We start from the raw sequence: 26,650 nt of genomic DNA on the forward strand, positions 1-26,650 counted from the left end.
TTTCATAGCGCCGGTCGGGGTCAGCCTGGTCTGGCTGGAAACGGATCAGATCGGGGAAACCACTCCGGTGTTCCCGCAGGTTGTCCAGCAGGCGGCGGAACATCAGCTCGAGATGACGTGCCGGAATACACTCCAGGGCCAGTTCCAGCAGGTCCTCCGGCAGTGCCGGCCAGATCACGAATGGCGAGGCAAGACCCTGCTTCTGACGCCAGGTGTTACGGATGCGGGTTGTGTAATCGCCGGTGGCGAGGGCGCCGAGGCAGTCCTCGAACAGTGTCTGCCTGCGTGCCACGAAATCTTCCCGGTACAGATCCGCGGGGCCGCTATGGAACGGATGGAAAAACGCGCCGGGCACGGGCGCGAACAGGGCGCGCCAGCACAGCAGGCCAAACAGGCCATTGATCAGGGTGTTTTCGACGTAGGCCACCGGAGCCTGTGGCCGTGTCAGGTGTTGCCCGACCGCCCACTCCACTGAATGTCCCTCCGGATTTTCCAGCGCCAGGGTAAAGCTCAGGAGTGCCGGGCGTGCAGAGGCCGGGGGCACGGCTTCGCCCAGCTTTTTCGCCAATCGTGACAGGATGCGCTCAAGCCCTCTCTGATCCATTCCCGATCCTGCTTCGGCTGCGCCGGCCCGGGCCAGATCCCAGGCCTCGCGGTGGCGCCTGAGGCGCTCCAGCAGCCGCAGCTGCCGCAGGCGGGCTTCACGATGACCGCTGGCGCTGTAGGCGGACAACGCGAGCCCGGTATTGCCGCTACGTTCCGCCCGCTTGCCCAGCTCGAACAGCAACCGTCCCCGCCGGCTTTCCAGCCAGGCATTGGCATTGGCCGGAGGCAGGTCCTGCCATACCGTCGCCGGTGATTCACCGTCGTCGAGGCGCTCCCGACAGCGGTGCATGACCAGGTAGCGGTCCACATCATCGCGGGTGTCAAAGGCCCGGGATCGGGGTGAAATAACGACCTGCTCATACTGTTGGTGGCCCAGTTCCACCAGCACAAAGTCGGACCAGCTCTGGCGCAGGTTGCCAAAAAACATCAGCCGCAGGCGGTCAAACAGCTCCATGTGGTTGAGGCCAATGACCCGGGTCTGGATACCGGGCAACCAGTGGTCTACCGGAACGGGGTCGGGATTCAGCGGTGTCAGGACCTCTTTCAGCCGCCCCTTTGCTGCGGTGACTGGCAGGCCAGCAGCGGCGATCTGCCCGGTCAGGGCAGGGCGAAGTTCGGCAACAGTGAACAGGCGGAAGAGCTCGGCCAGAGGGACCTCCGGGTTGTCATCAATCCAGCCATGGCGCACCAGTGCATTCGCGGCGTTCTGCGCTGACAGCCCGAGCTCGGGGTAATTTAGCTTTTCCACCCGGAACAGCTCGCCGGTGCGCATGACCAGTCGTGCCAGCAATGCCCGTTCAGGCTGGTTCAGCGCCACAAGGCTGTCTATATGCCCGGTCTCCAGGGTTGTCAGCAAATCACTGTGGTGCTCTCGCACCCACCGCACCACTGTCTCGAAGTTTTCGAGGTAGTACAGCGGATTGTCCAGGTCGGCGGTGCCGGGGAGAGCGGAATGTCGGGTTGCTGCGGGTGTCATGGAAACTGTTTTGCCGGCTCGAACGTAAACTATAGACTGAGCAATGATGATGCCCTATGGAGAAGCCGATATGCGAGCCCTGATTGCCCTGACCTTAATGTTGACCTCGGCGTCGGTTCTGGCTGCCGAGTGCCCGGCCTACCTCAACCATGACCTGCGCAAGCTGCATTCGTCGGAGTCGGTCAATCTTTGTGACATGGCCGCTGGCAAGCCCATGCTGGTCGTCAATACCGCCAGCCGCTGCGGTTTCACCGGCCAGTTCGATGGCCTCGAGCAGGTCCACCAGGAGTATCGGGACCAGGGCCTGGTGGTGGTCGGCTTCGCCAGTAACGACTTTCGCCAGGAAGCAGACAGCGAAGCTGAAGCGGCCAGTGTCTGTTTCAAGAATTATGGCGTGACCTTCACCATGATTGCGCCTACCGCCGTGACCGGAAACGCCGCCAATCCGGTGTTCCAGGGCATTAACAGCCAGAGTAGCCAGCCCCGCTGGAACTTTCACAAATATGTGCTGAATAGCCGGGGCGAGGTTGTGGGGGCGTTTCCCAGCCGGGTAAAGCCGGATTCCCCGGAGCTTCGCAGTGTGGTTGAGCGGGTGGTTGCCGAGCGCTGAAACCGGCGCCTCAGAGATCCACCACAATCGGCGGGTTCAGTGGCCTGAAGGCGCTGTTGCAGGTGCTGGCATTGACGAACAGGCAATCACCCAGGCGCTGCTGGCCATGGCCTTCGTGAATATGCCCGAACACGTGCATTTTCAGCCGTAGCCTTTCCAGTTCCCGGGCCAGATCGTCGCATCCCACCGACTCGGCGTGGGTCGCTGTGACTACCTGGTCGAGAATGCCCGCGGGAGGGCCATGGGTGATCAGGATATCGGTATCGCCCGGAATCTGCTCCCAGCGCCCGGCAATGGCGGGGCCGCGGGTGAGGTTGAAGGCCCAGTCGAAGAACACCGGTGTCCAGGGGCTGCCCCAGAAACTGAGGCCTTCAATCGCGATGCCGGAATCCCGCAGGTAAATGGCGTTTCTGAGCAGTGCTTCGGCCTCTGCCGGCTCATCCTGAAGGCACCAGTCGTGGTTGCCCGCGATCAGGATCTTGTGACGGTGCGGCTGTTCGGAGAACCAGTTGTCGAGATCTTCCAGTTCGGCAACCGTGCCTGCCCCCAGGCAATCCCCGGCGTGGATCAGAACGTCGCCGTCCGGCACCGCAATCTGGCGATGCATGCTATGGGTGTCGGATATGCAGACCAGTCTCATGAAGGCTCTCCGGGTCTGTTCATTTACACTGCTCTGAGAGTCTTCATATCAATCACGAAGCGGTACTTCACGTCGCCCTGTTTCATGCGCTCGTAGGCTTCGTTGATGTTTCTGATATCCAGCATCTCTATGTCGCAGGTGATGTCGTGTTCGGCGCAGAAATCCAGCACTTCCTGGGTTTCGGGCATGCCGCCGATCAGGGAACCGCCCAGCACACGACGCCTGCCTACCAGAGCACCGGCCTGCAGCGGCGGTTCAATGGGGTCCAGCTGTCCAACCAGGATATGAGTGCCATCGAATTTAAGGGCGCTCAGGTAGGGGTTCAGGTCGTGCTGGACCGGCACTGTATCCAGCATGAAGTCGAAGGTTTCCCTGGCGGCTTTCATCTGGGCCCGGTCGGTGGAGATAATCACGTGGTCAGCGCCCTGCTTTCTGGCCTCGGCAACCTTGCTTTCCGAGCGGGTAAACAGGGTGACTTCCGCGCCCAGTGCCCTGGCAAATTTCACCCCCATGTGGCCAAGGCCGCCCATACCGATGACGCCGACTTTATCGCCTGGCTTTATGCCGTAGTGGCGCAGCGGTGAATAGGTGGTGATGCCGGCGCACAGAATTGGCGCGGCAGCCGCCGGGTCAAGTTTTTCAGGGACCTTCACCACGAAGCGCTCGCTGACGACAATCCTGTCCGAGTAGCCGCCGTAGGTAATGCTCTCGTCGTGCCGGTCAACACCGTTGTAGGTGGCCGTCATGCCTTCGGAGCAATACTGCTCGAGGCCGGACTCGCAGGCCGGGCAGGTGCGGCAGGAATCCACCATGCAGCCAACACCGACAGTATCGCCAACGCTATGGTTCTTAACCTCTGGCCCGACAGCGGTCACCCGGCCAATGATCTCGTGGCCCGGTACCACCGGAAACTCGGTGACACCCCAGTCGTTCTGCACGAAATGGATATCGGTGTGGCAAACGCCGCAGTAATCGATCTCGATGGAGACGTCGTCCGGGCGCGGTTGCCGGCGCTCAAAGCTGATGGGCGCCAGTCCGGATTCGGCGGATTCAGCTGCGTAGCCTTTTGCATTCGCCATGCCTGTTTTCCTTTATCGTCGATGTGGATTCGGTTTTGCCGGCGCCAGTCGGGCCGGCGCCTGCTAGTGTCGATGACTGTGGCGGTAATCGCTCGGCGCCTGACCCATAACTTTTTTGAACAACCGGGAGAAATAGTAATTGTCATCGTAGCCTAGCATGCTACTGATACGGGTAAAGGAATGATCAGTGGTGTCCAGCATCTGGCAGGCCTGTTCGACTTTCAGGTGTAGCAGGTGCTGGATGGGGGACACCCCCGTCATGGCCCGGTAGCGGGTGGCAAAATGTGAGGGTGAGAGGCCGGTCAGGTTGGCAAGCTGGCCCAGGGAAATACGCTCGCTCAAATGTTCGTGCATGAATTTATGGATTGTCTCCAGGTCCGGTTGCTGCGCATGCCCGGCTTTGCCGGCGCTCAGGGGAACCGCCGCCAGCAATTGCCGCAGGCGGTTGGCCACGTGCACCAGTTCCGGACTGCGGAAGCCGGTCTGCCTGACCGACAGTAATCCGTTGAAGTCCACCAGTAACCTGGGCTGTCGGCCAATATGCTGTACCCGGATACCCCCGGTAAATCCCATGTGTTCACGAAAGTGCGCCGCCAGTGGGCCAGCATAGTGCACCCAATGGATAGTCCATGGATTCTCCGGGGCGGCGGTATAGCGGTGGGCTGCTCCGGCAGGTATCAGTACCAGGTCACCGGCGCTGACCAGGCAGGGTTCGTCCTCGACACTGAGATACGCCTCCCCCTCGGTGCAGTGGATCAGAAGATCGTCGCCGTGCTGCTCCCTGTGCATGTGATGGCCTGCTGCCCGCCGATAGTGGCCAAACGCCAGCGGGTAAAGGTCACGGGTCAGCGGATGCCGCGACAGGCTGCGTATAACCGGGTTGGGGATGACATAACGTACGCTGTCCGGCGGTACCGGCCACTGGGAAGTTCTGGTCATAGACGTTGCTTTATTTTTAACATATCGAAAGATAATCCATCATGGTCGAAACTTAGTCAATCATGAAACCGCCGGGGGCTGTGCTAGGCTTGAGGCAATCCTGAGGGCATTGACCTCCGATACCTACAACAATGACAGGAAATATCGCTATGAAAACCGTACCTCTCTATATCGCTGGTGAGTTCGTGGAAAGCCAGACCGACCAGTGGATCGACGTCACTGATCCTGCCTCCAATGAAGTGATTGCCCGCGCGCCCTGCACCACAGCCTCGGAAATGCGCCGTGCCATCGACAACGCCGGTGAAGTGTTCAAGGCCTGGAAGGAAACCCCGGTATCCGAGCGGGCCCGGGTGATGATGCGTTACCAGGCGCTGTTAAAAGAGCATCACGATGAAATTGCGGAGATTCTCTCCAGCGAAACCGGTAAAACCTTCGAGGATGCCAAAGGCGACGTCTGGCGGGGCATCGAGGTGGTCGAGCACGCTGCCAATATTCCGTCCCTGATGATGGGCGAAACCGTCGAGAACGTGGCCCGTGAGATCGACACCTATTCCTACACCCAGCCCCTGGGTGTCTGCGCCGGCATCACCCCGTTCAACTTCCCGGCGATGATCCCGCTGTGGATGTTTCCAATGGCCATTGCCTGCGGCAACACTTTTATCCTCAAGCCGTCCGAGCAGGACCCGCTGACGCCGATGAAACTCGCCGAGCTGTTTGAACAGGCCGGCGCGCCCAAGGGTGTGCTGCAGGTGGTTCATGGTGGCAAGGAGCAGGTCGACGTGCTGCTGACCGACCCGGCCATCAAGGCGGTGTCTTTCGTTGGTTCCGTGCCGGTCGGCCGGTACATATACGAAACCGGTACCCGCCACATGAAACGGGTACAGAGCTTCGCCGGTGCCAAGAACCATATGGTGGTGCTGCCTGATGCCGACAAGAATCAGGTGGTCAAGGCCCTGGTCGGGGCATCAGTGGGCGCCGCCGGCCAGCGCTGCATGGCTATCTCCGTGGCGGTTTTCGTGGGCGCGGCCCAGGAGTGGATTGCGGAAGTGAAAGAAGCCCTGGCCGCAGTCAGGCCAGGTGCCTGGAATGACAAGTCCGCCAGCTATGGCCCGATCATCAGCCAGAAAGCCAAAGAGCGGGTGGAAACCCTGATTACCCGCGGTGAGGAAGAGGGCGCCAGGCTTTTGCTTGACGGTCGCAACTGCACCGTGGACGGCCTGCCGAACGGAAACTGGGTTGGCCCGACCCTGTTCTCCGGCGTCAAGGCGGATATGGATATTTACCAGGAAGAGATTTTCGGCCCGGTGCTTTCCTGCATGGAAGTGGACACCCTGGAGGATGCTATTGCCCTGGTGAACGCCAACCCCTATGGCAACGGAACCTCCATTTTTACCAGCTCCGGTGGTGCGGCACGCCGCTATCAGCATGAAATCGAAGTGGGTCAGGTAGGCATTAACGTGCCTATTCCGGTTCCTCTGCCGTTCTTCTCATTCACCGGCTGGAAGGGGTCCTTCTACGGTGACCAGCATGCCTACGGCAAGCAGGCAGTGAAGTTCTACACCGAAACCAAGACCATTACCGCGCGCTGGTTCAGTAGCGACGCGGTTGCCGAAACCAACTTCTCCATCCGCATGCGGTAAGGGGAACCCATGAACTTTGACCTGACGGAAGACCAGGTGGCCTTCCGCGAGGCTGCCAAGGCATTCGCGGAAAAAGCCATGGCGCCGCACGCGGCGAAATGGGACGCAGACCACCTGTTCCCGGTGGAGGTGATTCGCGAAGCGGGCGAAGTGGGCTTCTGCGGCATCTATACGCCGGAAACCGAGGGTGGCATGGGCCTGTCCCGACTCGACACCAGCGTGATCGTGGAGGAGCTGGCAACGGCCTGCCCTTCCACTGCCGCCTACATCACCATCCATAACATGGCCACCTGGATGGTGGCGCAGTTCGGCAGTGCCGATATCCGCAAACAGATCGCGCCGAGAATGGCCAGCGGTGAGTGGCTGGGCTCCTACTGTCTTACGGAACCGGGTGCTGGCTCCGATGCCGGTAATCTGCGCACGAGGGCTACCCGGGACGGCGACAGCTACCTGCTTAACGGCAGCAAGGTATTCATCTCCGGTGCTGGTGCCACCCAGATGCTGGTGGTCATGGCGCGTACCGGTGAGCCCGATAGCGGTGCCAAAGGTATCAGTGCCTTTGTGGTGCCCGCCGACAGTGATGGCATTCACTACGGCAAGGCCGAGGAAAAAATGGGCTGGAACAGCCAGCCAACCCGCCAGATCACCTTCGAGAATGTCCGGGTGCCTCTCAATAACAGACTGGGTGAAGAGGGTCAGGGCTTCATGATTGCCATGAAAGGCCTGGATGGCGGTCGCCTCAATATTGCCACCTGTTCCATTGGTGGTGCCCAGGCCGCGCTGCTTCGTGCCCGCAATTACATGCATGAGCGCCAGCAGTTTGGCCAGGCACTGGCCGGCTTCCAGGCTCTCCAGTTCAAGCTGGCGGACATGGCCACCAACCTGGTAGCTGCCAGGCAGATGGTACGTCTGGCGGCCTACCGGCTGGACCAGGGTAACAATGAGGCCACGCTGCACTGCGCCATGGCCAAGCGCTTCGCTACCGATGCCTGTTTCGAGGTGTGCAATGAGGCACTGCAACTCCACGGTGGTTACGGTTATATCCGCGAATACCCGCTGGAGCGATACGTGCGCGACCTGCGGGTACACCAGATACTCGAGGGTACCAACGAAATCATGCGGCTGATCATGGCCCGCCGGCTGCTGGAGCCGGGCGTCGCCGAGGCGATTCAATAACAAGGAACTTTCCATGAGCGAACTGATTCAGTTAGAAAAACGCGACCACACCGCGATTCTCACCATCAATAACCCGCCGGCGAATACCTGGACGCTGGCATCCCTGAATGCGCTGGAAGAGGCCATTGAGGCTCTGAATGCGGACCGCAACATTTTTGCCCTGGTGGTGACCGGCCAGGGCGAGAAATTCTTCTCCGCCGGCGCCGATCTCAAGAGCTTTGCCGATGGTGATATCGCCAACGCAGAGCTGATGGGCAAGGCCTTTGGCCGGGCATTCATTGCTCTCAGCCGCTTCCGCGGCGTATCCATCGCGGCAATGAACGGTTACGCCATGGGCGGTGGGCTTGAATGTGCCATGGCCTGCGACATCCGCATTGCCGAGGAACATGCCCAGATGGCCCTGCCCGAAGCGACCGTCGGGCTGCTGCCCTGTGCCGGTGGTACCCAGAACCTGCCCTGGCTGGTAGGCGAGGGCTGGGCCAAGCGCATGATCCTCTGCGGCGAGCGCATCAGGGCCGATAAGGCGCTCAGCATTGGCCTGGTGGAAGAAGTCGTGGCTTCCGGCACTGCTCTGGGCAAGGCCCTGGAACTGGCAGAGATGACCGCCAGACAGAGCCCGTCGTCGGTTTCCCGCTGCAAAACCCTGGTAATGAGTGCCCGGGACGGCCGTAGTCATGATGATGGCTGGCGCATGGAGCGGGAGCTGTTCGTGGACCTGTTCAGAACCGAAGATCAGCAGGAAGGGGTCAATGCCTTTCTGGAAAAACGCACCCCGCAATGGAAAAACCGGTGAGCCGATAGCCTATGTCAGACACTTCTGTTTTGTTTGAAGAGCACAGGGCCCACGGTGGCTGGAAACTGGGGGTTGTGCGGCTGAACGCCGCCCAGTCCATGAACGCCCTGTCGCTCGATATGATTCACCGGCTTCAGCCGCAGCTCGAAAACTGGGCCAATGACGATCAGGTCGCCGCAGTCTGGATCGAGGGGGCCGGCGATAAAGCCTTCTGCGCCGGTGGCGATATTGTGGCGCTTTACCGCTCCATGACCGAAAGCGGACAGCAAGGGTCCACCACAAGTGAGGGCGAGCAGTTCTTCCGCGACGAATACCAGCTGGACTACCAGATTCATACCTTCCCCAAACCTGTTGTAATCTGGGGTAATGGCATAGTCATGGGTGGTGGCCTCGGGGTGATGGCCGGCGGTTCCCACCGGGTCGTCACCGAACAGTCCCGGCTGGCGATGCCGGAAGTCGCTATCGGTATGTATCCGGATGTGGGAGCGGGCTGGTTTCTCAACCGGATGCCGGGACGGACCGGGCTTTTTCTGGGCCTGACCGGCGTCCCGATGAACGCTGCAGATGCCCTGTTTGTGGGGCTGGCGGATCGTTTTATTCCCCATGAACAAAAGTCCAATGTAATGGGCGCGATACTGGCAAAAGACCTGAGGCAGGACCCGTATGCAGGCGCAAGCCAGGTTTTGCGACGATTCGAGCGGGGCGGTGAGGCGCTTAAACCTGCATCTGCCCTGCGCGAGCATTACGACGTGATTCAGGCGCTCACCGACGGCGATTCCCTGACCGAAGTGGTGGACAATCTGGCCACTTATGCCGGTGATGACGAGTGGTTGATGAAGGCTGTGAAAAACGTCGCCAAGGCATCACCCACATCGCTGGCGCTGCACTGGCGGCACTATCACCGCAGTGCGCACGACAGCCTGGCCGAGGTGTTTGACAGGGAATTGCAGCTATCCCTGAACAGCCTGAAGATGGGTGAATTTGCCGAGGGCGTCCGGGCCTTGCTGATTGACAAGGATCGGAAACCACGCTGGCACTTTCCAGACCTGGAGAGCGTGGATCCGGACTGGATCGAGCAGTTCTTTGAGTGAAACCGAACACACCAAATCTGGGCAGAATAACGGAGAACAATAATATGGCAACTATTACCTTTATCGGTCTTGGTAACATGGGTGGGCCGATGGCGATCAACCTTATCAAGGCAGGTCACGAGCTGACGGTGTTCGACCTGTCCCCCGAGGCGGTGAAAGCGGTTACCAGCGAAGGCGCGAAGTCCGCAGCGACGATCCAGGAAGCAGTGGAAGGGGCAGAGGTGGTGATTTCAATGTTGCCGGCGGGGCAGCATGTGGAATCGGTCTACCTGGGAGACAACGGCCTGTTGCAACAACTGGCGTCCACCACCCTGGTCATTGATTCATCCACTATTGCACCGGAAACCGCAAAGGGTGTGGCCAAAGCGGCGATTGAGGCCGGCATCAGCTTTATGGACGCGCCGGTTTCCGGGGGTGTCGGTGGTGCCAAGGCAGGCACCCTGACGTTTATCTGTGGAGGCGAAGCCGACGCATTCGAACGTGCCAGGCCAATCCTTGACGGCATGGCCAGGAACATTTTTCACGCCGGTCCTCACGGTGCCGGGCAGATTGCCAAAATCTGCAACAACATGCTGCTGGCGATCCTGATGAGTGGCACCAGCGAGGCCCTCGCCCTGGGAGTGGAGAACGGCCTGGATCCTGCCGTGCTGTCGGAAATCATGAAGCAGAGCTCGGGCGGCAACTGGGCACTGAACGTCTACAACCCCTGGCCGGGAGTGATGGAAGGCGTGCCGGCGTCACGTAATTACGAGGGCGGTTTCCTGGTTGACCTGATGAACAAGGACCTGGGTCTGGCCTTCGATAATGCAGTCAGGAACAAGGCGCCAATTCCCATGGGCTCACTGGCCCGCAACCTGTTTGCGCTCCACGCCAACGAAGGGAACGGTGGACTCGACTTCTCCAGCATCCAGAAATTCTACTACCGCAAATAAAGCTGAGCAGACAGCGCCTTCAGGATCAGCGGCAGGTTTCACACTGATGCCACCAGATTCCGAAGGCGTTTATTTTTGATCTGTAGGTTTACCTTTACGTAAACTTTAGCTTATGCTAGAAATTGAATCCAGAAATCGCCCACAACAATAAAAGGACTGGGATATGAGCCTTCCGGAATACCAATCGGTCTACAACAATTTCGATGCCGCCAGTCTTGAGTCGGAGGTCCTTGAGGGCAGCCTGGATGCTGGCCTGAATGTCTGCACTGAAATCTGTGACAAATGGGCGGACGACACTCATCGGGTCGCTTTGTATTACGAAAAAGCGGACGGTGGCTCCGGCAAACTCACCTTTGCCCGGCTCAAGGAAGAATCTGCCCGTTTCGCGAATTACCTCAAGTCGAGGGGAATTGCAAAAGGCGACAGGGTTGCCGCACTGTTGCCTCGCGGCCCTGAGTTGCTCGTGGTTATCGCCGGTACCCTGAGAGCCGGCGCTGTCTATCAGCCGCTGTTTACCGCTTTTGGCCCCGGCGCCATTGAATACCGCTTCGAGCGCGCCGGCACGAAACTGGTGGTCACTGACCCCGTGAACTATCCCAAGCTGCTCGAGGTCAAGGCCTGCCCGCCGGTGGTCTGTGTGAATGCCGTGGAAGTGAATGGCGATATTCCCGACTTCGACGACACCCTGGCCCAGCAGTCTGACCAGTTCGAACCGGTACTGATCAGCGGCAATGACCCGTTCCTGCAGATGTTCACCTCGGGAACCGTAGGCAAATCCAAGGGTGTGGCAGTGCCGGCGAGAGCATTGCTGGCATTCTATGTCTATATGAAGTACGCCATCGACCTGCGGGACGACGACGTGTTCTGGAATGTCGCCGACCCGGGCTGGGCTTATGGCCTTTATTACGCCGTCATTGGTCCCCTGCTGATGGGCCATGCGACCCATTTCAACCCGGGCGCCTTCACCCCGGAAACCACCTACGACATGATCCGCAAATACGGCATAACCAACCTGGCGGCTGCCCCTACGGCCTACCGGTTACTGAAAGCCAACGACCATGTCCTGCCTGAGGTTGAGAACCTGGGCTTGCGGGTGGCCAGCAGTGCCGGCGAGCCACTGAGCCCGGAAGTGGTGAGCTGGATGGAGAAACGGCATTTCTGCCCGGTAAAGGACCACTACGGCCAGACCGAGACCGGCATGACCTGTTGCAACTTCCACGGTCTGGAGCATCCGGTCCGCCCGGGTTCCATGGGTTATTCCTCCCCCGGCCACCGGGTGGTTGCGCTGAACGCGAAGAATGAGGAAGTGGGTGAGGGTGAAATCGGCCAGGTCGCGGTGGATGTCAAAGCGTCCCCGCTGTTCCACTTCGATGGCTATACCTGGGGCGAGAAAGACCCGTTCGTGAACGGTTATTATCTCACCGGCGATATGGTGGTCAGTCACGGCGATGGCAGCTTTTCTTTCAGTGGTCGCGACGATGACATCATCACCACTGCGGGCTATCGCGTGGGTCCGGCTGATGTGGAGAGTACCTTGCTGGAACACAGGGCTGTTGCCGAATCCGGGGTGGTGGCCAAGCCCGATGAAAAGCGGGGCTCGATTATCAAGGCCTATGTGGTGATCAAGAGCGATCAGGAGCCGGAGAGCGAAGATGCCCTGAGAGGGGAACTGCAGGAACTGGTTCGCCACCGTCTGTCTGCTCATGCCTACCCGCGGGAAATTGAATTCGTCGATGAGTTACCGAAGACTCCCAGCGGCAAGATCCAGCGTTTCGTTCTGCGTAACCAGGCAAAAGAAGAGAAGAATATATGGTCGTGACGTTTGCTGAGCTGCAGGCTTTTCTTGCCGAACAGTTTCCCCAGGGTGTCCGTTACGGCACCCTTGAGGAGCTGGGTGATGGCTGGGCAGAAATGAAACTGGAGGTGGATGAAGAGCATCTGAGGCCAGGGGGTACCGTATCCGGCCCGGCGATGATGGGACTGGCCGATGTCACCCTTTATGCGGCGCTGCTCAGCAAGATTGGCCTGGTGCCACTGGCGGTAACCACCAACCTCAATATCAATTTCCTGCGCAAGCCGAAGGCGCATCAGCCGATCCGGGCCCGGGCAACCATGCTGAAAGTTGGCCGTACCATGGGTGTGGGTGAAGTGTTCGTTTACTCCCAAGGCGTGGAAGAACCCGTGGCCCACTCCACCATGACCTATTCCATTCCCCCTGAACGCTGATGCCATGCAGATAAGAGATGCGATGGTGCCGGTGGGTGAGGGCGTTGAACTGGAGGTCAGGCAATTACTTCATCCCGATCCGCAGGGGCCGGTTCTGGTGTTCCTGCACGAATCCCTGGGCAGCATTGCCCTGTGGCGCAGGTTTCCGGAACAGCTGGCCAACGCGACCGGCTGCAATGCCCTGATCTATAACCGTCAGGGCTACGGCCGCTCCACAGATGAGGTTCTGCCGCGCCCCTACGATTATCAGGAAAAAGCGGGTGCCGTCTGGCTCCCGCGCCTGCTTGACAGGCTGGCCATTCAAGAGGTCGTGCTGATCGGTCATAGTGATGGCGCCTCCATTGCGTTAATAGCATCCGGCGCCATGGGCAGCCGGGTGCAGGCGCTTGTCACCATGGCCGGCCATACCTACGCTGATCATCTGACAGTGGCGGGCATTGAGGAGATGACTGTCCGCTATCAGGAAACCGATTTCCGGGAGCGCCTGAAGCGATATCATGGCAACCGCACCGATGATCTGTTCAACGCCTGGCGAGGGGTCTGGCTCGATGAAGGGTTCCACGCTGCGCTGGACTTCAGTCACTGGCTGGCAGCCATTGCCTGTCCGGCCCTGGTCATTCAGGGGGAAAACGATGAATACGGAGTGCCGGAGCAGGTGACCAGTATTGCCGGCGGCATTGGTGCCAGCGCGCGGGAGGTTTTTCTGGAGGATACCGGCCACTCGCCCCACCTGGAGAGAAAAGAGCGGGTCCTGGCTCTGGTGTGCGATTTCCTGGGTGATCAGAATGTAATCAAAAATCATAATTAATTGTTGACGTTTACGTATACGTCAATCTATTCTGTGGTTGTGTTAACAGGTACAACAATAACAAAGGCAGGTTTGCTCATGAGTGAACAGTACGTGCTGGAGACCCGTAACCTTGTCAAGGAATTCAAGGGCTTTGTTGCGGTCGACGACGTCAATCTGAAGATTCGTAAAGGCCATATTCATGCCCTGATCGGTCCCAATGGCGCCGGCAAGACCACGGTCTTCAACCTGCTTACCAAGTTCCTCATTCCGACCCGCGGACAGATTCTGTTCAAGGGGCAGGATATTACCTCGATGAAATCCGCCGCCATTGCCCGCAAGGGAGTTATCCGTTCATTCCAGATTTCCGCGGTATTCCCTCACATGACCGCATTGGAAAATATCCGGGTTGCCCTGCAAGCCGGAGAAAACGGCTCCTACCGTTTCTGGAAATCCGGTACCTCGCTGAACAAACTGAACCAGCGCTGCATGGAACTGCTGGATTCGGTGGGCCTTGCCGAGTACGCCAACTCCATAACCGTGGAGCTTGCCTATGGCCAGAAGCGGGCACTGGAGCTGGCCACCACCCTGGCCATGGAGCCGGAACTGCTTCTGCTTGACGAGCCGACCCAGGGCATGGGCGGTGAAGACGTAGAAAGCGTGGTCGAGCTTGTTCGCAAGGCAGCCGAGGGCCGCACTGTGCTGATGGTGGAACATAACCTTGGCGTGGTCAGCAAGCTCTGTGACCGTATTACCGTGCTGGCCCAGGGTTCGGTATTGACCGAGGGTGACTATAGTGAGGTGTCTGCTGATCCGAGGGTGCGGGAGGTCTATATGGGCACTGCCAACGATACGGCGCCGGCAACGCAGGGGGCAGCAGAATGAGCCAGGGTGCGGACAGAGAATATGAACAGTTACGTGTGTCCGGCCTCCATGCTTTTTATGGCGAGTCTCACATCCTGCACGGCATCGATCTGGTGGTTAACCGCGGCGAGCTGGTGACTCTGCTTGGTCGCAACGGTGCCGGTCGCAGCACGACGCTCAAGGCCATCATGAATATGGTGGGACGCCGTACCGGGTCAATCATGATCAATGGTGAAGAGACCATGTCCTGTGCGCCGCACCACATTGCAAGGTTGGGAGTCGGGTATTGCCCCGAACACCGGGGCATTTTTTCCGCGCTCAACGTCCAGGAAAACCTCACCCTGCCGCCGGTGGTACGTAGTGGCGGCATGAGCCTGGAAGAAATCTACTCCATGTTCCCTAACCTCTACGAGCGCCGCTTCAGCCAGGGCACCAAACTGTCAGGCGGCGAGCAGCAGATGCTGGCGATGGCCCGCATCCTCAGGACCGGCGCCAACATGCTGCTGCTCGACGAAATCACCGAGGGCCTGGCACCGGTCATTGTCGAAAAGCTTGGCGAAGTGCTGATCAAGCTCAAGAACAAGGGCCTGACCATTGTGCTGGTGGAGCAGAATTTCCACTTTGCCGCGCCGCTGGCCGACCGCCACTATGTCGTGGAGCATGGCCAGATTGTGGAAGAAATAAGCGCCGACGAGCTTGAAGCCAAGCAGTCGCTGCTGAACGACTATCTGGGAGTCTGACACTGGATAGAAAAAAGCAACAATCACAACAGCAACAATTAGAACGGCAACAACAACCCGAACAACCAACGCACGACAGTAGCGGAGAAATAACAATGACAATCATGAAAAAGCTTCTGACCTCAGCCGTCGCCTCGACCATGATGGCGGCCGGCGCCCAGGCACAGATCTCGAACGACGTGGTAAAGATTGGCTATCTGGCGGATATGTCCGGTACCTACCGGGACCTGGCTGGTCCCAATGGCCTGAAAGCGCTGGAAATGGCGGTTGCCGATTTCGGTGGCAAGGTGAACGGTGTCAACATTGAAGTGGTGAGCTCGGATGACCGCAACAGTCCGGACGTATCCTCCAGTACCGTTCGGCGCTGGGTCGAAAACGACAATGTCGATCTGGTTGCCGGTCTCGTGGCTTCCTCTGTCACCATCGCGGTCAGTGACATTCTTGAAGAAAACAACAAACTGGGTATTGTTTCCGGCTCTGCGGCCTCCAGCATTACCAACGAGCACTGCACACCAAACCACATTCATTATGTGTATGACACCTATCCGCTGGCAAATGGTACCGCCAGCGCCGTGGTAAAAGAAGGTGGCAAGACCTGGTACATCCTGACGGCCGACTACGCTTTTGGTCATGCCCTTGAAGGTGATGTAACCCGCGTTGTCGAGGCCAACGGTGGCGAGATCATTGGCACCCTGCGGCATCCGTTCCCCACCCCTGATTTCTCCTCTTTCATCCTCCAGGCCCAGGCCTCCGGAGCCGATGTGGTTGCGCTGGCCAATGCCGGGGCGGATACCACCAACGCTATCAATACCGCCAGTGAGTTTGGCGTAACCCAGTCAGGCCAGACCCTGGCCGCGCTGCTGCTGTTCCTCACCGACGTACACGCTTTGGGCGTGGATGCCGCTCAGGGCATCCAGCTGACGACCGGCTGGTACTGGGACATGAACGAAGAAACCCGCGCCTGGTCGGACCGTTTCATGGCTGAAACCGGAGTACGCCCGACCATGGTTCACGCCGGGATCTACTCAAGCACCATGCAGTATCTGAACGCGGTGAAAGCCACCGGTTCCGACGACTCCCAGACAGTGCGCCAGCAGATGATGGATACCCCGATCAACGACATGTTCGCCACCAATGGCAAAATCCGTGTCGATGGCCGCATGGTGCACGACATGTACCTGGCAGAGGTCAAAACCCCCGCCGAGTCAGAGAGTGAATGGGATCTGTACGAGATTCTTCGCACCATCCCGGCTGAAGAGGCCTATCGTCCGCTCTCCGAAAGCAAGTGCCCGCTGGTGACCAGCAAATAACAGGCAAAGCAGAGAGCCTTATCTTCGGGGCCTGCCTGCCAGCGGGCAGGGGCCCCGGGAATTTGCAACGATGATTCCCGGTAGCGGGTTTGCGCTGCGTTTGGAGTAAGCAAAATGTCCATGATTTTCGGTGTCCCGCTTGCTGTACTGTTTGGTCAGCTGCTGATCGGCATCATTAACGGTGCGTTTTATGCGCTTTTGAGTCTGGGGCTGGCGGTTATTTTCGGCCTGCTCAAGATAATCAACTTTGCCCACGGCGCCATGTACATGCTTGGCGCCATGATTACCGTCATCCTGTTCGACTACCTGGGCGTCAATTACTGGGTCGCACTGTTTATGGCACCGCTGCTTGTGGGTGCACTGGGAGTGCTGATCGAATACTTTCTGCTGCGCAGAATCGCAGGCCAGGACCACATCTACAGCCTGCTGCTGACCTTCGGCGTGGCCCTGCTCCTGCAGGGTGTACTGACCAACATCTTCGGTGTCTCCGGGCTCCGTTACCCCATGCCCGAGGTGTTCAAGGGCGGGATGAATCTCGGATTCATGTTCCTGCCTTACTATCGTGCCTGGGTTATTGTGATCGCCCTGCTGGTGTGCTTTGGCACCTGGTTCATGATCGAAAAGACCAAACTCGGCTCGTATCTGCGCGCCGGCACTGAAGACTCACAACTGATGCAGGGCTTCGGTATCAACGTGCCGTTGCTGGTCAGCCTGACTTACGGATTTGGCGTGATGCTCGCGGCTTTTGCCGGAGTTCTGGTAGCGCCTATCTATTCGGTTACACCGGTCATGGGATCTCACATCCTGATTACGGTATTTGCGGTGGTGGTCATTGGTGGTCTGGGTTCCATCGGTGGCGCGATTATCACCGGTGTCCTCATGGGTATCATTGAAGGCCTGACCAAAACCTTTTATCCGCCTGCTTCGTCCGCGGTAATCTTCCTGGTCATGGTGGTCGTTCTGATGTTCCGCCCCAGCGGCCTGTTTGGTAAGGAGGCATAACCATGACCCAGCCTGTCAATCAGACCGATATCCAGAAAGCGATTCTGGCAGAGCAGAACGCCGACAACCGGAAAAAAATGCTGCTCAACGGTGTCCTGCTGCTGCTTTTGCTCGCGGCGCCATTTGTCATGTATCCGGTCTTCCTGATGAAGATCCTGTGTTTTGCGCTGTTCGCGGTGGCTTTCAATCTTCTGTTCGGGTTTACCGGCCTGCTGTCGTTCGGCCACGCAGCTTTCCTGGCCACCGGTGGCTACACCACCGGCTATCTGTTGAGCAACTTTTCCGGCCTGACCACCGAAATGGGGATCATAGCCGGTACCGCTGCGGCGACTGCCCTGGGCCTGGGGTTTGCGTTATTATCAATCCGCCGGCAGGGTATCTACTTTGCCATGGTTACCCTGGCGCTGTCGCAGCTGGTGTACTTCTTCCTGGTCCAGTCCGAATTTACCGGCGGCGAGGACGGCATGCACGGCATTCCCCGGGGCAAGCTGTTTGGCGTTATCGACCTGTCTGACAACTACAACATGTACTACTTTGTGCTGGCTGTTTTCCTCGGCTGTTATCTGCTGGTGCAGCGGATTGTCAGCAGCCCTTATGGCCAGGTGCTGAAAGCCATCAAGCAGAACGAGCCACGGGCCATATCGCTGGGTTACAACGTCAACCGCTATAAAATACTCGCCTTTGTCATTTCTGCGGCGTTGACCGGACTTGCCGGCTCCATGAAATCGGTGGTGTTCCAGCTGGCCTCCCTCAATGATGCCCACTGGCACATGTCCGGTGAAGTCATTCTGATGACCCTGCTGGGCGGCATGGGTACCCTGCTCGGGCCGGTTGTGGGCGCAACCTTCGTGGTCAACATCGAGTATCAGCTCTCCCAGGGTCCGCTGCGGGACTGGGTCGATCCGATCCTCGGTGGCATCTTTGTGATCACGGTGCTGTCGTTCCGCAGCGGTATCGTTGGTGAGATCCAGAAGTTTGTTAAGAAGAATTTCAGGTGAACGGGTGGTAACCGGATTCAACCGCCTGGCGCCCCCGCTGAAGGCCTGCTTTTAAAAGCCATTGCACCGGTATATCTTTGCTTCAGAAAACTCTGTGCTAACAGTTCGGGTGCGCGTTATGGTCAAGGGGATTGCTTCAGATATTCTGGTCGCTGGCGGGGGCCTGGCAGGAATTGTCACGGCGCTGGAAGCCCTGCGAGCCGGTAAAACCGTCACCCTGGTCGACCGGGACACGCCTGAACGCATGGGCGGCCTGGCTCTGTGGGCCTTTGGCGGCATGATGCTGGTGGATACGCCGCAGCAGCAGCGTATGAAAATTACGGATTCGCCGGAGATTGCCCTGAATGACTGGATCAGCTTTGGTGAGGTGGCCGCCGATGACGAATGGCCGCTGCGATGGGCTCGCTATTACGTCGAGCATTCCCGTACCGAGGTTTATGACTGGCTGAGCGATCAGGGCATCAAATTCCTTCCGGCGGTAAACTGGGTGGAGCGTGGCCGCTTCGGTGATGGTAACCGTGTGCCCCGTTACCATATCATCTGGGGTACCGCCCGGGAGCTGGTCTTGTGCCTGCTGAAGGCACTGCATCGCGAAAACAGGGCCGACAGGCTTAAGCTGCTGCACCGGCACCGCATCACCGGACTGGATCATGAAGCCGGTAAAGTCTGTGGCGCAACTGCGATTAACGAAGACAATGGCGAGCAGATCCGGTGTACAGCCCCGGTCGTTGTGCTGGCCACCGGCGGCATTAATGGCAGCCACCAGGAATGCCGCGCCAACTGGCCGGCTGGCCGCCCACAACCGTCCAGCATGCTCAACGGGGCACACCCCTGCGCCGATGGCCACATGCATCACTGGGTTGCTGACAGCCTCGGTGGCCAGATCACCCACGCCGGGGAAATGTGGAATTACGCCGCTGGTTTCCCGCATCCTTACCCGCACTTTCCCGGCCATGGGCTTTCCACCATTCCCTGCAAATCCGCTCTGTGGCTGAACCACCGGGGCGAGCGCATCGGCCCGGAGCCCCTGGTCACCGGGTTCGACACTCACTGGCTGTGCCAACGGGTTGCGGAACAGGAAAAACCCTGGACCTGGCACCTGCTCAACTGGCGCATCGCCGCCAGAGAATTTGCCATCTCCGGCGCCGAGCACAATGCCCGGATCAGAGACAAACAATTCCCCCTGTTCGTGAAAGAACTGCTGTTGGGCAACCACCCGCTGGTTCGCCAGATGCAGCGTGAAAGCCGCGACTTCCTGGTGGCGGACAGCCTGCAGGACCTGGCGGGCAGGATGAACGCGCTGACCTGTTCCCATGATATCGATCCCGCCACACTCCAGTTCACTGCGGACTCCTTCGATGCCAACTTCAGGGCCGGCACCCAACTGCACAACGACCCTCAGATCCGGTTGATCCAGCATGCCCGGCAATGGCGACCGGACCGCCTGCGCACCTGCAAACCGGAGCCGCTGCAGAAGCCCGGGGCCGGACCCTACATTGCCATCCGCATGCAACTGATCACCCGCAAAAGCCTCGGCGGTCTGCAAACCGATCTGCAAAGCCGCGTACTCGATGCAGGAGGCGCTCCCATTAAAGGCCTGTACTGTGTGGGTGAAGCCGCCGGCTTTGGCGGCGGAGGTGCCAACGGCAAACGTTCGCTTGAGGGCACTTTCCTGCCCGCCTGCATCATGACGGCCCGGGCAGCGGTGCGATCCATTGTGGCAGGAGGCTGACGGCCATGAAGCCGAAGTTTGGCTACCCGGTCACCACTGACGACTACCGTGAAAAGGCCCGGGCCCGCCTGCCCGGATTCCTGTTTGATTACCTTGATGGCGGCGCGGCAGACGAGCAAACCCTTCGCGCCAACGAAACCGGCTGGGTCAACATAAACCTGCGCCAGCGGGTTCTGGTCAATGTCGAAAATGTGGATACCACCACCACCCTGGTCGGGCAGACCTGTTCCATGCCAGTGGTACTGGCACCCCTGGGGTTGGCAGGCATGATGGCGCGGCGCGGTGAAGTTCAGGCGGTACGCGCCGCCAACGCCGTGGGCATTCCTTTCACGCTTTCCACGGTCGGCATCTGTGCCGTGGAAGAAGTGCAGGCCGCCGCCACTGAAGCCGCCTGGTTCCAGCTTTACATGCTTCGCGACCGCCCCAGGGTAGCGGCCCTGCTCGACAAAGCCTGGGCCGCGGGTTGTCGCACGCTGGTGTTTACCGTCGATCTGCCACTGCCCGGCATGCGTCATCGCGATTTCCGCAATGGCCTGTCCAGCAAGGGTCCGCGAACCAGACTACTGAAAATCCAGCAGCTGTTGTCACGCCCGGGCTGGTTATGGAATGTCGCTGTGCGCGGTGGCCCTCTCAGTTTTGGCAATCTGAGCGATGCACTGCCAGACGCCGGCAATCTTGATGCCTTCAAGGAGTGGATTGATGCCCAGTTTGATCCTACTGTTACCTGGGCGGACCTGGAGTGGATACGAAAGCACTGGCAGGGCAGGTTGCTGCTCAAGGGCATTCTCGATGTGGAAGATGCCCGCCAGGCTGTGCGGGTAGGGGCCGACGGGATCGTGGTATCCAACCACGGCGGTCGGCAGCTGGATGGCGTTGCCTCTGGCGCCGGCAAGCTGCCGGATATCGTCGCTGCCATCGGTTCACAGACCGAGGTTCTCGTGGATGGCGGCGTTCGCAGTGGTACCGATGTATTTCGTGCCCTGGCCCTCGGCGCCCGTGGCGTGATGATCGGCCGCCCCTGGGCGTTTGCCCTCGCCGGCGGCGGTGAGGCCGGGCTGACCAGACTGCTGTTGAGCTGGCAGCAGGAGTTGCGGCTGGCCATGACCCTCACCGGCGTGACCCGTATTACCGATATCGGAGCAGACCAACTTGATCGGCCCCGAACAACCGAATTCCGGAAAGCTGGAGAATAACAATGACAAACGGCGCACACGCTCTGATGAAAACCCTGGTGGATGCCGGTGTCGAAGTCTGTTTCACCAACCCTGGCACCAGTGAAATGCACTTTGTGGCGGCCCTTGACGACGAGCCCGGGATGCGTGCCGTTCTCGCCCTGTTTGAAGGCGTCGCCACCGGAGCCGCAGACGGCTATGCCCGTATGGCCGACAGGCCCGCTGCCACACTGCTGCATCTGGGCTGTGGCCTGGGTAACGGGCTTGCCAATCTCCACAATGCCCGCAAAGGCAAGGTGCCGGTAGTGAACATTGTCGGCGACCACGCCACCTACCACGTCAAATACGATGCCCAGCTGCAGTCGGATATCGAGACCGTTGCCCGCAATGTATCACCGGGTTTTGTGCGCACCGCCACCAGCACGGAAACACTCTGCCAGGACGCGGTCGAGGCCATTGCCGCGGCCCGCACCGCACCCGGCCAGGTAGCGACCCTGATACTGCCGGCGGACGTTTCCTGGGGTGAGGGCGGCGTCGCCAGTGCGCCTCTGGCGCCCCCGGTACCAGCACCGGCAGATGATGCCGTCGTTGGTGCCATTGCCGCGGTCATTCGTTCGGGCAGGAAAACAGCCCTGCTGATGGGCGGTCATTCGCTGCGGGAACCCGGCCTGTGGGCGGCCGCAAAGCTTGCCGCCCACAGCGGCGTCATTCTGCTGGCGGAAACATTCCCTACCCGCATGAAAAGGGGCGCCGGTCTGCCGCCGGTAGAGCGCCTGGCTTACCTGGCGGAACTGGCCACGGTGCAACTGACGGATATCGAACATCTGATACTGGTGGACGCCAAGGCGCCGGTTTCCTTCTTTGCCTACCCCGGCAAACAAAGCTGCCTGGTACCGGAGACCTGCCAGGTTCACACCCTTGTGGCGCCGGACCAGGACATTACTGCAAGCCTGAACAGGCTCAATGAAGCCGTCGGCGCCACGGAGGCCGAACCCGTGCTGCAACCCGCCAGAAGACCCGGCCGACCGCGGGGAAAACTTACCGCAGAAAAAGTCTGTAAGGCAGTGGGTCACCTGATGCCCGCCGACTCGATCCTGGTGGACGAAGGCATTACTTCCAGCCTTATGCTGTCGGTGATGACGGCAGGCGCGCCACGGCACGATCTGATCACCCTCACCGGCGGCGCCATCGGCCAGGGGCTGCCCAATGCGGTCGGGGCCGCTGTGGCCTGCCCGGATCGACCAGTGCTGGCACTGATCGGCGATGGCACGGCCATGTACACCATTCAGGCGCTGTGGAGCATGGCCCGCGAGGAACTCAACGTCACCAGTATTATCTTCAACAATGCGTCCTACTCGGTGCTGAACATTGAACTGGAGCGGGTGGGGGCGGAACAGGCCGGCGCCAGGGCCAAAGCCCAGCTGGACCTGCGCGGCCCGGTGCTTAATTTCGCCGAAATGGCGCAGGGTATGGGCGTGCACGCGGTACGAGTCGACACCGCCGAAGATATGACCAAAGCCATGGAATATGCCCTGAGCATGCCGGGGCCGCATCTGATCGAGGTGATGACGCCAGAGTCACTGAGCGGCGTGAAGCGCCGGATACTGCCATGGATGCTGCGTGCCCTGCCGAATCTGCCGTTGGCGGTCAACAGGGCATTGAAGCGGAAGCTGGCGCCATGAGCTGGGTCCGTCTGGTTAATTCGCAGCAGGTCAACGAATTAACCAGACGGGACACTGCCCCTGTTCCATATCACGTTGCAACTGATATTAGCTGCTATCCTTTTTTAGATGGCCCGATTCACGAGGTGACTATGAACACTATGGATAAACGCCCGCTATATATACCCTACGCGGGGCCCAGCTTGCTGGAGATGCCGCTGTTGAACAAGGGCAGTGCCTTTACGCAGAGGGAGCGCCTGGACTTCAACCTGATAGGCCTTCTGCCGCAGAACGTGGAAACCATCGAAGAGCAGGCGGACCGCGCCTATAAGCAGTACCAGTTATGTAAGACCGACCTGGACCGGCACATGACGTTGCGCGCAATTCAGGATGACAACGAAACCCTGTTCTACCGCCTGCTGGAGAATCACCTCGAAGAAATGCTTCCGATTATCTACACCCCGACCGTGGGTGAGGCGTGTGAGGAATTCTCCAACATCTACCGCAACCATCGCGGCCTGTTTGTGTCCTATCCGGACCGGGAGCACATGGATTACCTCCTGCGCAGCTCCACCAAGGAGAAAGTCAGAGTCATCGTAGTGACCGACGGTGAGCGTACTCTGGGCCTGGGCGACCAGGGCATCGGTGGCATGGGCATTCCCATCGGAAAGTTGTCGCTGTACACCGCCTGTGGCGGAATCAGCCCGGCCAATACGCTGCCGGTCATGCTTGATGTCGGCACCAACAATCAGGCCCTGCTCGATGACCCGATGTACATCGGTTGGCGCCACAAGCGTATCGGACAAAAGGAATACGACGCCTTCGTTGAGGAATTCCTGGAGGCAGTGAAACGCCGCTGGCCCAATGTTCTGGTGCAGTTCGAGGACTTTGCGCAGACCAACGCCATGCGTCTACTGAACCGGTATCGTGACCAGGCCTGTTGTTTCAATGACGACATTCAGGGTACCGCCTCGGTTTGTCTGGCCACGCTGCTGGCGGCGTGTAAAACCAAGAACGAGAAGCTCAGCGACCAGACAGTGGCGTTTCTGGGCGCCGGTTCTGCCGGCTGCGGCATCGCCGAGCAGATCGTCGTTGCAATGACCAACGAGGGGCTGTCAGAGCATGAAGCGCGGCAACGGTTTTTCATGGTCGACCGGGGTGGGCTACTCACCAACGACATCGACGGCCTGCAGGATTTCCAGTCGGCGCTGGCCCAGGATCCTGCCCGGGTAAAGGGCTGGTCGGGCAGGGAACTGATCGATGTGATGAAACACGTGAAACCGACGGTGCTGATTGGCGTCTCTGGTCAGCGGGGCCTGTTCACCGAGGAAGTGATCAGAACAATGCATGCCGGCTGCCCGCAGCCACTGGTGCTGCCGCTATCGAACCCTACTTCCCGGGTGGAGGCTGCCCCCGCCGACATCCTGTCCTGGACCAACGGCGAAGCCCTGGTGGCGACCGGCAGCCCATTCAGACCGGTGAAGTTCAATGGTAAGACTTATCCCATAGCCCAATGCAACAACGCCTATATTTTCCCGGGTATTGGTCTTGGGGTTATCGCCGCCGGCGCCTCACGAGTGACCGATACCATGCTGATGGCCGCGGCCAACGCCCTGGCGAACGAGGCACCCATTGTCCAGCAAACCGGTGAACAGCTGTTGCCGTCCCTGGGTGACATTCAGCAAATCAGTCGCAATATCGCCTTTGATGTGGCCAGGCAGGCACAGGAGGATGGCGTCGTGACCTTGCACTCCGATGACGACACCATCCGCCGGACGATCGAGCGTAATTTCTGGCGCCCGCAGTATCGGCGTTACCTTCGGCGCTCAATCTAAAGGCGGAGCGCAGGCACGAAATCCATGGCCCGGTTTTGCAGGACCTGCTGATGACGCATCCGGGCTGAGCCTGACACAAAGCACAAACCCCGACATAAAGCCGGGGTCTGAGGCAGGAACGAAGCAGGGGCTGAGAGTTACTTCTTCAACCCCATCTCCTCAATGGAAATCTCCCGCATTTTGAACTTCTGGATCTTGCCGGTAACGGTCATCGGGAATTCGTCCACAAACTTGTAGTTCTTTGGGATCTTGAAGTGGGCAATCTTGCCCTTGCAGAATTCCTGCAGTTCATCGCCGGTGACCGATTCCGCATCCGGGGCCAGTTTGATCCAGGCAATAAGTTCTTCGCCGTATCTGTCGTCGGGAATGCCGGTGACCTGCACTTCCTCGATGGCGGGGTGGGTGTAGAGGAACTCTTCGATTTCTTTCGGGTAGATGTTCTCACCGCCGCGGATGACCATATCCTTGATGCGGCCAACGATCTGGATGTAGCCGTCTTCGTCCATGGTGGCCAGGTCGCCGGTGTGCATCCAGCCGGCGTCGTCGATGGCTTCGCGGGTTTTCTCTTCGTTGTTCCAGTACTTCAGCATCACGCTGTAGCCACGGGTGCACAGCTCGCCGATCTCGCCACGCGGGACCACGTTGCCGGTGCCCGGATCCACGATCTTTGTTTCCAGATGGGGCTGGGTGCGGCCCACGGTGGTCACCTGCTTCTCGAACGGGTCCAGGGAGCTGGTCTGGGTGGAAACCGGGCTGGTCTCGGTCATGCCGTAGGCAATCTGAACCTCTTTCATGTTCATCTTGCCGTTGACCTTCTTCATCACCTCTGCCGGGCAGATGGAGCCAGCCATGATGCCGGTGCGCAGGCTGGAGAGATCGTAGGTCTCGAACTCCGGTTCGGCCAGTTCGGCGATGAACATGGTGGGCACGCCATACAGGGCGGTCGCTTTTTCCTGGTGCACGGCCTGGAGCACGGATTTCGGCTCAAAGCCCTCACCCGGGTAGATCATGGTGGAGCCGTGAGTGATACAGCCGAGGTTACCCATCACCATGCCGAAGCAGTGGTAGAGGGGCACCGGAATGACGAGGCGGTCTTTCTCGGTCAGAAGCTGACTCTCAGCCACAAAATAGCCGTTGTTCAGGATATTGTGATGGGTCAGTGTGGCGCCCTTCGGGTTGCCGGTGGTGCCGGAGGTAAACTGAATGTTGATGGGGTCATCAAACTGCAGTTGATTCTGGCGCTGCTCCAGATCAGCTTGTGAAACATCGCTGGCGAAACCGAGAAACTCTTTCCAGGTCCGCATGCCGTCGTGCTTGTCTTCGTGCACGTTAATTACGGTTCGCAGTTCGGGCACGTGGTCGGCCTTGAGTTTGCCGGGCGCGCTGCGCTTCAGCTCCGGGGCGAGCTCATAAATCATCTCTCGGTAGTTGGAGGCCTTGAAGCTGTCTGCTGTTACCAGAACGGTGATGCCCGCCAGGTTCAGCGCGTACTGCAGTTCATGCACCCCGTAGGCCGGATTGATGTTGACGAGAATCGCGCCAATCTTGGCCGTTGCGAATTGGGTAACGGTCCACTCATAGCGGTTCGGGGACCAGATACCCACCCGGTCTCCACGTTTCACGCCGATGGCCATGAAGGCCCGGGCAGCTTCATCAACTTTTTCAACGAATTCTTTGTAGGTCCAGCGAATGTCCTGGTGCAGGCACACGAGGGCTTCGGTGTCCGGGTATTTCTCCGCGGTGCGATCGAGCATATCGCCGATGGTCATGCCCAGCAGGGGTTTTGCCGCGGTTCCACTGGTGTAGCTTGGTAGAGTCTTGCTCATATCTCTGCCTCCATT

At 59.3% G+C, this 26,650-nt stretch carries 23 protein-coding genes; 18 read left to right on the forward strand and 5 right to left on the reverse strand.

Annotated features, from left to right (window positions below):
- A partial coding sequence (locus VJ956_RS15640) for a VRR-NUC domain-containing protein (RefSeq protein ID WP_324085972.1) occupies window positions 1-1,582 on the reverse strand: 1,582 nt, incomplete at its 3' end.
- 46 nt (window positions 1,583-1,628) lie between these two features.
- Between VJ956_RS15640 and VJ956_RS15645 the strand changes: the two genes are divergently transcribed.
- Entirely contained in the window at window positions 1,629-2,192 is a 564-nt protein-coding gene (locus VJ956_RS15645) for a glutathione peroxidase (RefSeq protein WP_414674453.1), read from the forward strand.
- A 10-nt stretch (window positions 2,193-2,202) separates the two neighbouring features.
- Here the strand turns inward: VJ956_RS15645 and VJ956_RS15650 are convergent, their stop codons facing one another.
- The 3 genes from VJ956_RS15650 to VJ956_RS15660 form a co-directional block, all read right to left on the reverse strand.
- Window positions 2,203-2,832 (reverse strand): metallophosphatase domain-containing protein, encoded by a 630-nt coding sequence (locus tag VJ956_RS15650; protein WP_324085973.1) that lies wholly within the window; start codon window positions 2,830-2,832, stop codon window positions 2,203-2,205.
- A gap of 23 nt (window positions 2,833-2,855) precedes the next feature.
- Complete coding sequence (locus VJ956_RS15655; RefSeq protein WP_324085974.1) at window positions 2,856-3,911, reverse strand: NAD(P)-dependent alcohol dehydrogenase; 1,056 nt, start codon at window positions 3,909-3,911, stop codon at window positions 2,856-2,858.
- A gap of 63 nt (window positions 3,912-3,974) precedes the next feature.
- Entirely contained in the window at window positions 3,975-4,850 is an 876-nt protein-coding gene (locus VJ956_RS15660) for an AraC family transcriptional regulator (protein ID WP_324085975.1), read from the reverse strand.
- Between the two features lie 149 nt (window positions 4,851-4,999).
- Between VJ956_RS15660 and VJ956_RS15665 the strand changes: the two genes are divergently transcribed.
- From VJ956_RS15665 to VJ956_RS15745, 17 genes are all read left to right on the forward strand, one after another.
- Window positions 5,000-6,490 carry a CoA-acylating methylmalonate-semialdehyde dehydrogenase gene (locus VJ956_RS15665; protein WP_324085976.1) on the forward strand — a complete coding sequence of 497 codons (1,491 nt, stop codon included), beginning with the start codon at window positions 5,000-5,002 and terminating at the stop codon, window positions 6,488-6,490.
- Window positions 6,491-6,499: 9 nt separating this feature from the next.
- Window positions 6,500-7,666 carry an acyl-CoA dehydrogenase family protein gene (locus tag VJ956_RS15670; protein WP_324085977.1) on the forward strand — a complete coding sequence of 389 codons (1,167 nt, stop codon included), beginning with the start codon at window positions 6,500-6,502 and terminating at the stop codon, window positions 7,664-7,666.
- Between the two features lie 13 nt (window positions 7,667-7,679).
- Entirely contained in the window at window positions 7,680-8,459 is a 780-nt protein-coding gene (locus tag VJ956_RS15675) for an enoyl-CoA hydratase (protein WP_324085978.1), read from the forward strand.
- 11 nt (window positions 8,460-8,470) lie between these two features.
- Window positions 8,471-9,550 carry an enoyl-CoA hydratase/isomerase family protein gene (locus VJ956_RS15680; RefSeq protein WP_324085979.1) on the forward strand — a complete coding sequence of 360 codons (1,080 nt, stop codon included), beginning with the start codon at window positions 8,471-8,473 and terminating at the stop codon, window positions 9,548-9,550.
- 44 nt (window positions 9,551-9,594) lie between these two features.
- Window positions 9,595-10,482 (forward strand): 3-hydroxyisobutyrate dehydrogenase, encoded by an 888-nt coding sequence (gene mmsB, locus VJ956_RS15685; RefSeq protein ID WP_324085980.1) that lies wholly within the window; start codon window positions 9,595-9,597, stop codon window positions 10,480-10,482.
- 163 nt (window positions 10,483-10,645) lie between these two features.
- Window positions 10,646-12,301: an AMP-binding protein gene (locus VJ956_RS15690; protein ID WP_324085981.1), complete on the forward strand. Its 1,656-nt coding sequence runs from the start codon at window positions 10,646-10,648 to the stop codon at window positions 12,299-12,301.
- Window positions 12,292-12,708, forward strand: a complete 417-nt coding sequence (locus tag VJ956_RS15695; RefSeq protein WP_324085982.1) for a PaaI family thioesterase — start codon at window positions 12,292-12,294, stop codon at window positions 12,706-12,708. Before VJ956_RS15690 ends, VJ956_RS15695 begins: the two co-directional genes overlap by 10 nt.
- A 4-nt stretch (window positions 12,709-12,712) precedes the next feature.
- Window positions 12,713-13,516, forward strand: coding sequence for an alpha/beta hydrolase (locus tag VJ956_RS15700; protein ID WP_324085983.1), 804 nt, complete (start codon window positions 12,713-12,715; stop codon window positions 13,514-13,516).
- Window positions 13,517-13,594: 78 nt separating this feature from the next.
- A complete protein-coding gene (locus VJ956_RS15705) occupies window positions 13,595-14,380 on the forward strand; it encodes an ABC transporter ATP-binding protein (protein ID WP_324085984.1) in 786 nt (261 codons plus the stop codon).
- Entirely contained in the window at window positions 14,377-15,099 is a 723-nt protein-coding gene (locus VJ956_RS15710) for an ABC transporter ATP-binding protein (RefSeq protein ID WP_324085985.1), read from the forward strand. Before VJ956_RS15705 ends, VJ956_RS15710 begins: the two co-directional genes overlap by 4 nt.
- Window positions 15,100-15,194: 95 nt before the next feature.
- Window positions 15,195-16,409 (forward strand): ABC transporter substrate-binding protein, encoded by a 1,215-nt coding sequence (locus VJ956_RS15715; protein WP_324085986.1) that lies wholly within the window; start codon window positions 15,195-15,197, stop codon window positions 16,407-16,409.
- Between the two features lie 114 nt (window positions 16,410-16,523).
- Window positions 16,524-17,411, forward strand: coding sequence for a branched-chain amino acid ABC transporter permease (locus VJ956_RS15720; protein WP_324085987.1), 888 nt, complete (start codon window positions 16,524-16,526; stop codon window positions 17,409-17,411).
- Window positions 17,412-17,413: 2 nt separating this feature from the next.
- Complete coding sequence (locus VJ956_RS15725) at window positions 17,414-18,409, forward strand: branched-chain amino acid ABC transporter permease (RefSeq protein WP_324085988.1); 996 nt, start codon at window positions 17,414-17,416, stop codon at window positions 18,407-18,409.
- A 118-nt stretch (window positions 18,410-18,527) separates the two neighbouring features.
- Window positions 18,528-20,141 (forward strand): FAD-dependent oxidoreductase, encoded by a 1,614-nt coding sequence (locus VJ956_RS15730; protein WP_324085989.1) that lies wholly within the window; start codon window positions 18,528-18,530, stop codon window positions 20,139-20,141.
- 5 nt (window positions 20,142-20,146) lie between these two features.
- Window positions 20,147-21,334 carry an L-lactate dehydrogenase gene (locus VJ956_RS15735; RefSeq protein ID WP_324085990.1) on the forward strand — a complete coding sequence of 396 codons (1,188 nt, stop codon included), beginning with the start codon at window positions 20,147-20,149 and terminating at the stop codon, window positions 21,332-21,334.
- 2 nt (window positions 21,335-21,336) lie between these two features.
- Window positions 21,337-22,995, forward strand: a complete 1,659-nt coding sequence (locus VJ956_RS15740) for an acetolactate synthase large subunit (RefSeq protein WP_324085991.1) — start codon at window positions 21,337-21,339, stop codon at window positions 22,993-22,995.
- A 131-nt stretch (window positions 22,996-23,126) separates the two neighbouring features.
- Window positions 23,127-24,809, forward strand: a complete 1,683-nt coding sequence (locus tag VJ956_RS15745) for an NAD-dependent malic enzyme (protein ID WP_414674452.1) — start codon at window positions 23,127-23,129, stop codon at window positions 24,807-24,809.
- A 137-nt stretch (window positions 24,810-24,946) separates the two neighbouring features.
- On the opposite strand, the gene VJ956_RS15750 is transcribed toward VJ956_RS15745, so the two are convergent.
- Window positions 24,947-26,635: an AMP-binding protein gene (locus tag VJ956_RS15750; RefSeq protein ID WP_324085992.1), complete on the reverse strand. Its 1,689-nt coding sequence runs from the start codon at window positions 26,633-26,635 to the stop codon at window positions 24,947-24,949.
- Between the last annotated feature and the right edge of the window lie 15 nt (window positions 26,636-26,650).

It is taken from the genome of Marinobacter sp. (assembly GCF_035268745.1).
Lineage (GTDB): Bacteria > Pseudomonadota > Gammaproteobacteria > Pseudomonadales > Oleiphilaceae > Marinobacter.

Excerpts from the sequence above, each read along its gene's own strand:
- VJ956_RS15645 (WP_414674453.1), top strand. The coding sequence starts at position 1,629 with ATGATGCCCTATGGAGAAGCCGATATGCGAGCCCTGATTGCCCTGACC.
- VJ956_RS15650 (WP_324085973.1), bottom strand. The coding sequence starts at position 2,832 with ATGAGACTGGTCTGCATATCCGACACCCATAGCATGCATCGCCAGATT.
- VJ956_RS15655 (WP_324085974.1), bottom strand. The coding sequence starts at position 3,911 with ATGGCGAATGCAAAAGGCTACGCAGCTGAATCCGCCGAATCCGGACTG.
- VJ956_RS15660 (WP_324085975.1), bottom strand. The coding sequence starts at position 4,850 with ATGACCAGAACTTCCCAGTGGCCGGTACCGCCGGACAGCGTACGTTAT.
- VJ956_RS15665 (WP_324085976.1), top strand. The coding sequence starts at position 5,000 with ATGAAAACCGTACCTCTCTATATCGCTGGTGAGTTCGTGGAAAGCCAG.
- VJ956_RS15670 (WP_324085977.1), top strand. The coding sequence starts at position 6,500 with ATGAACTTTGACCTGACGGAAGACCAGGTGGCCTTCCGCGAGGCTGCC.
- VJ956_RS15675 (WP_324085978.1), top strand. The coding sequence starts at position 7,680 with ATGAGCGAACTGATTCAGTTAGAAAAACGCGACCACACCGCGATTCTC.
- VJ956_RS15680 (WP_324085979.1), top strand. The coding sequence starts at position 8,471 with ATGTCAGACACTTCTGTTTTGTTTGAAGAGCACAGGGCCCACGGTGGC.
- mmsB (WP_324085980.1), top strand. The coding sequence starts at position 9,595 with ATGGCAACTATTACCTTTATCGGTCTTGGTAACATGGGTGGGCCGATG.
- VJ956_RS15690 (WP_324085981.1), top strand. The coding sequence starts at position 10,646 with ATGAGCCTTCCGGAATACCAATCGGTCTACAACAATTTCGATGCCGCC.
- VJ956_RS15695 (WP_324085982.1), top strand. The coding sequence starts at position 12,292 with ATGGTCGTGACGTTTGCTGAGCTGCAGGCTTTTCTTGCCGAACAGTTT.
- VJ956_RS15700 (WP_324085983.1), top strand. The coding sequence starts at position 12,713 with ATGCAGATAAGAGATGCGATGGTGCCGGTGGGTGAGGGCGTTGAACTG.
- VJ956_RS15705 (WP_324085984.1), top strand. The coding sequence starts at position 13,595 with ATGAGTGAACAGTACGTGCTGGAGACCCGTAACCTTGTCAAGGAATTC.
- VJ956_RS15710 (WP_324085985.1), top strand. The coding sequence starts at position 14,377 with ATGAGCCAGGGTGCGGACAGAGAATATGAACAGTTACGTGTGTCCGGC.
- VJ956_RS15715 (WP_324085986.1), top strand. The coding sequence starts at position 15,195 with ATGACAATCATGAAAAAGCTTCTGACCTCAGCCGTCGCCTCGACCATG.
- VJ956_RS15720 (WP_324085987.1), top strand. The coding sequence starts at position 16,524 with ATGTCCATGATTTTCGGTGTCCCGCTTGCTGTACTGTTTGGTCAGCTG.
- VJ956_RS15725 (WP_324085988.1), top strand. The coding sequence starts at position 17,414 with ATGACCCAGCCTGTCAATCAGACCGATATCCAGAAAGCGATTCTGGCA.
- VJ956_RS15730 (WP_324085989.1), top strand. The coding sequence starts at position 18,528 with ATGGTCAAGGGGATTGCTTCAGATATTCTGGTCGCTGGCGGGGGCCTG.
- VJ956_RS15735 (WP_324085990.1), top strand. The coding sequence starts at position 20,147 with ATGAAGCCGAAGTTTGGCTACCCGGTCACCACTGACGACTACCGTGAA.
- VJ956_RS15740 (WP_324085991.1), top strand. The coding sequence starts at position 21,337 with ATGACAAACGGCGCACACGCTCTGATGAAAACCCTGGTGGATGCCGGT.
- VJ956_RS15745 (WP_414674452.1), top strand. The coding sequence starts at position 23,127 with ATGAACACTATGGATAAACGCCCGCTATATATACCCTACGCGGGGCCC.
- VJ956_RS15750 (WP_324085992.1), bottom strand. The coding sequence starts at position 26,635 with ATGAGCAAGACTCTACCAAGCTACACCAGTGGAACCGCGGCAAAACCC.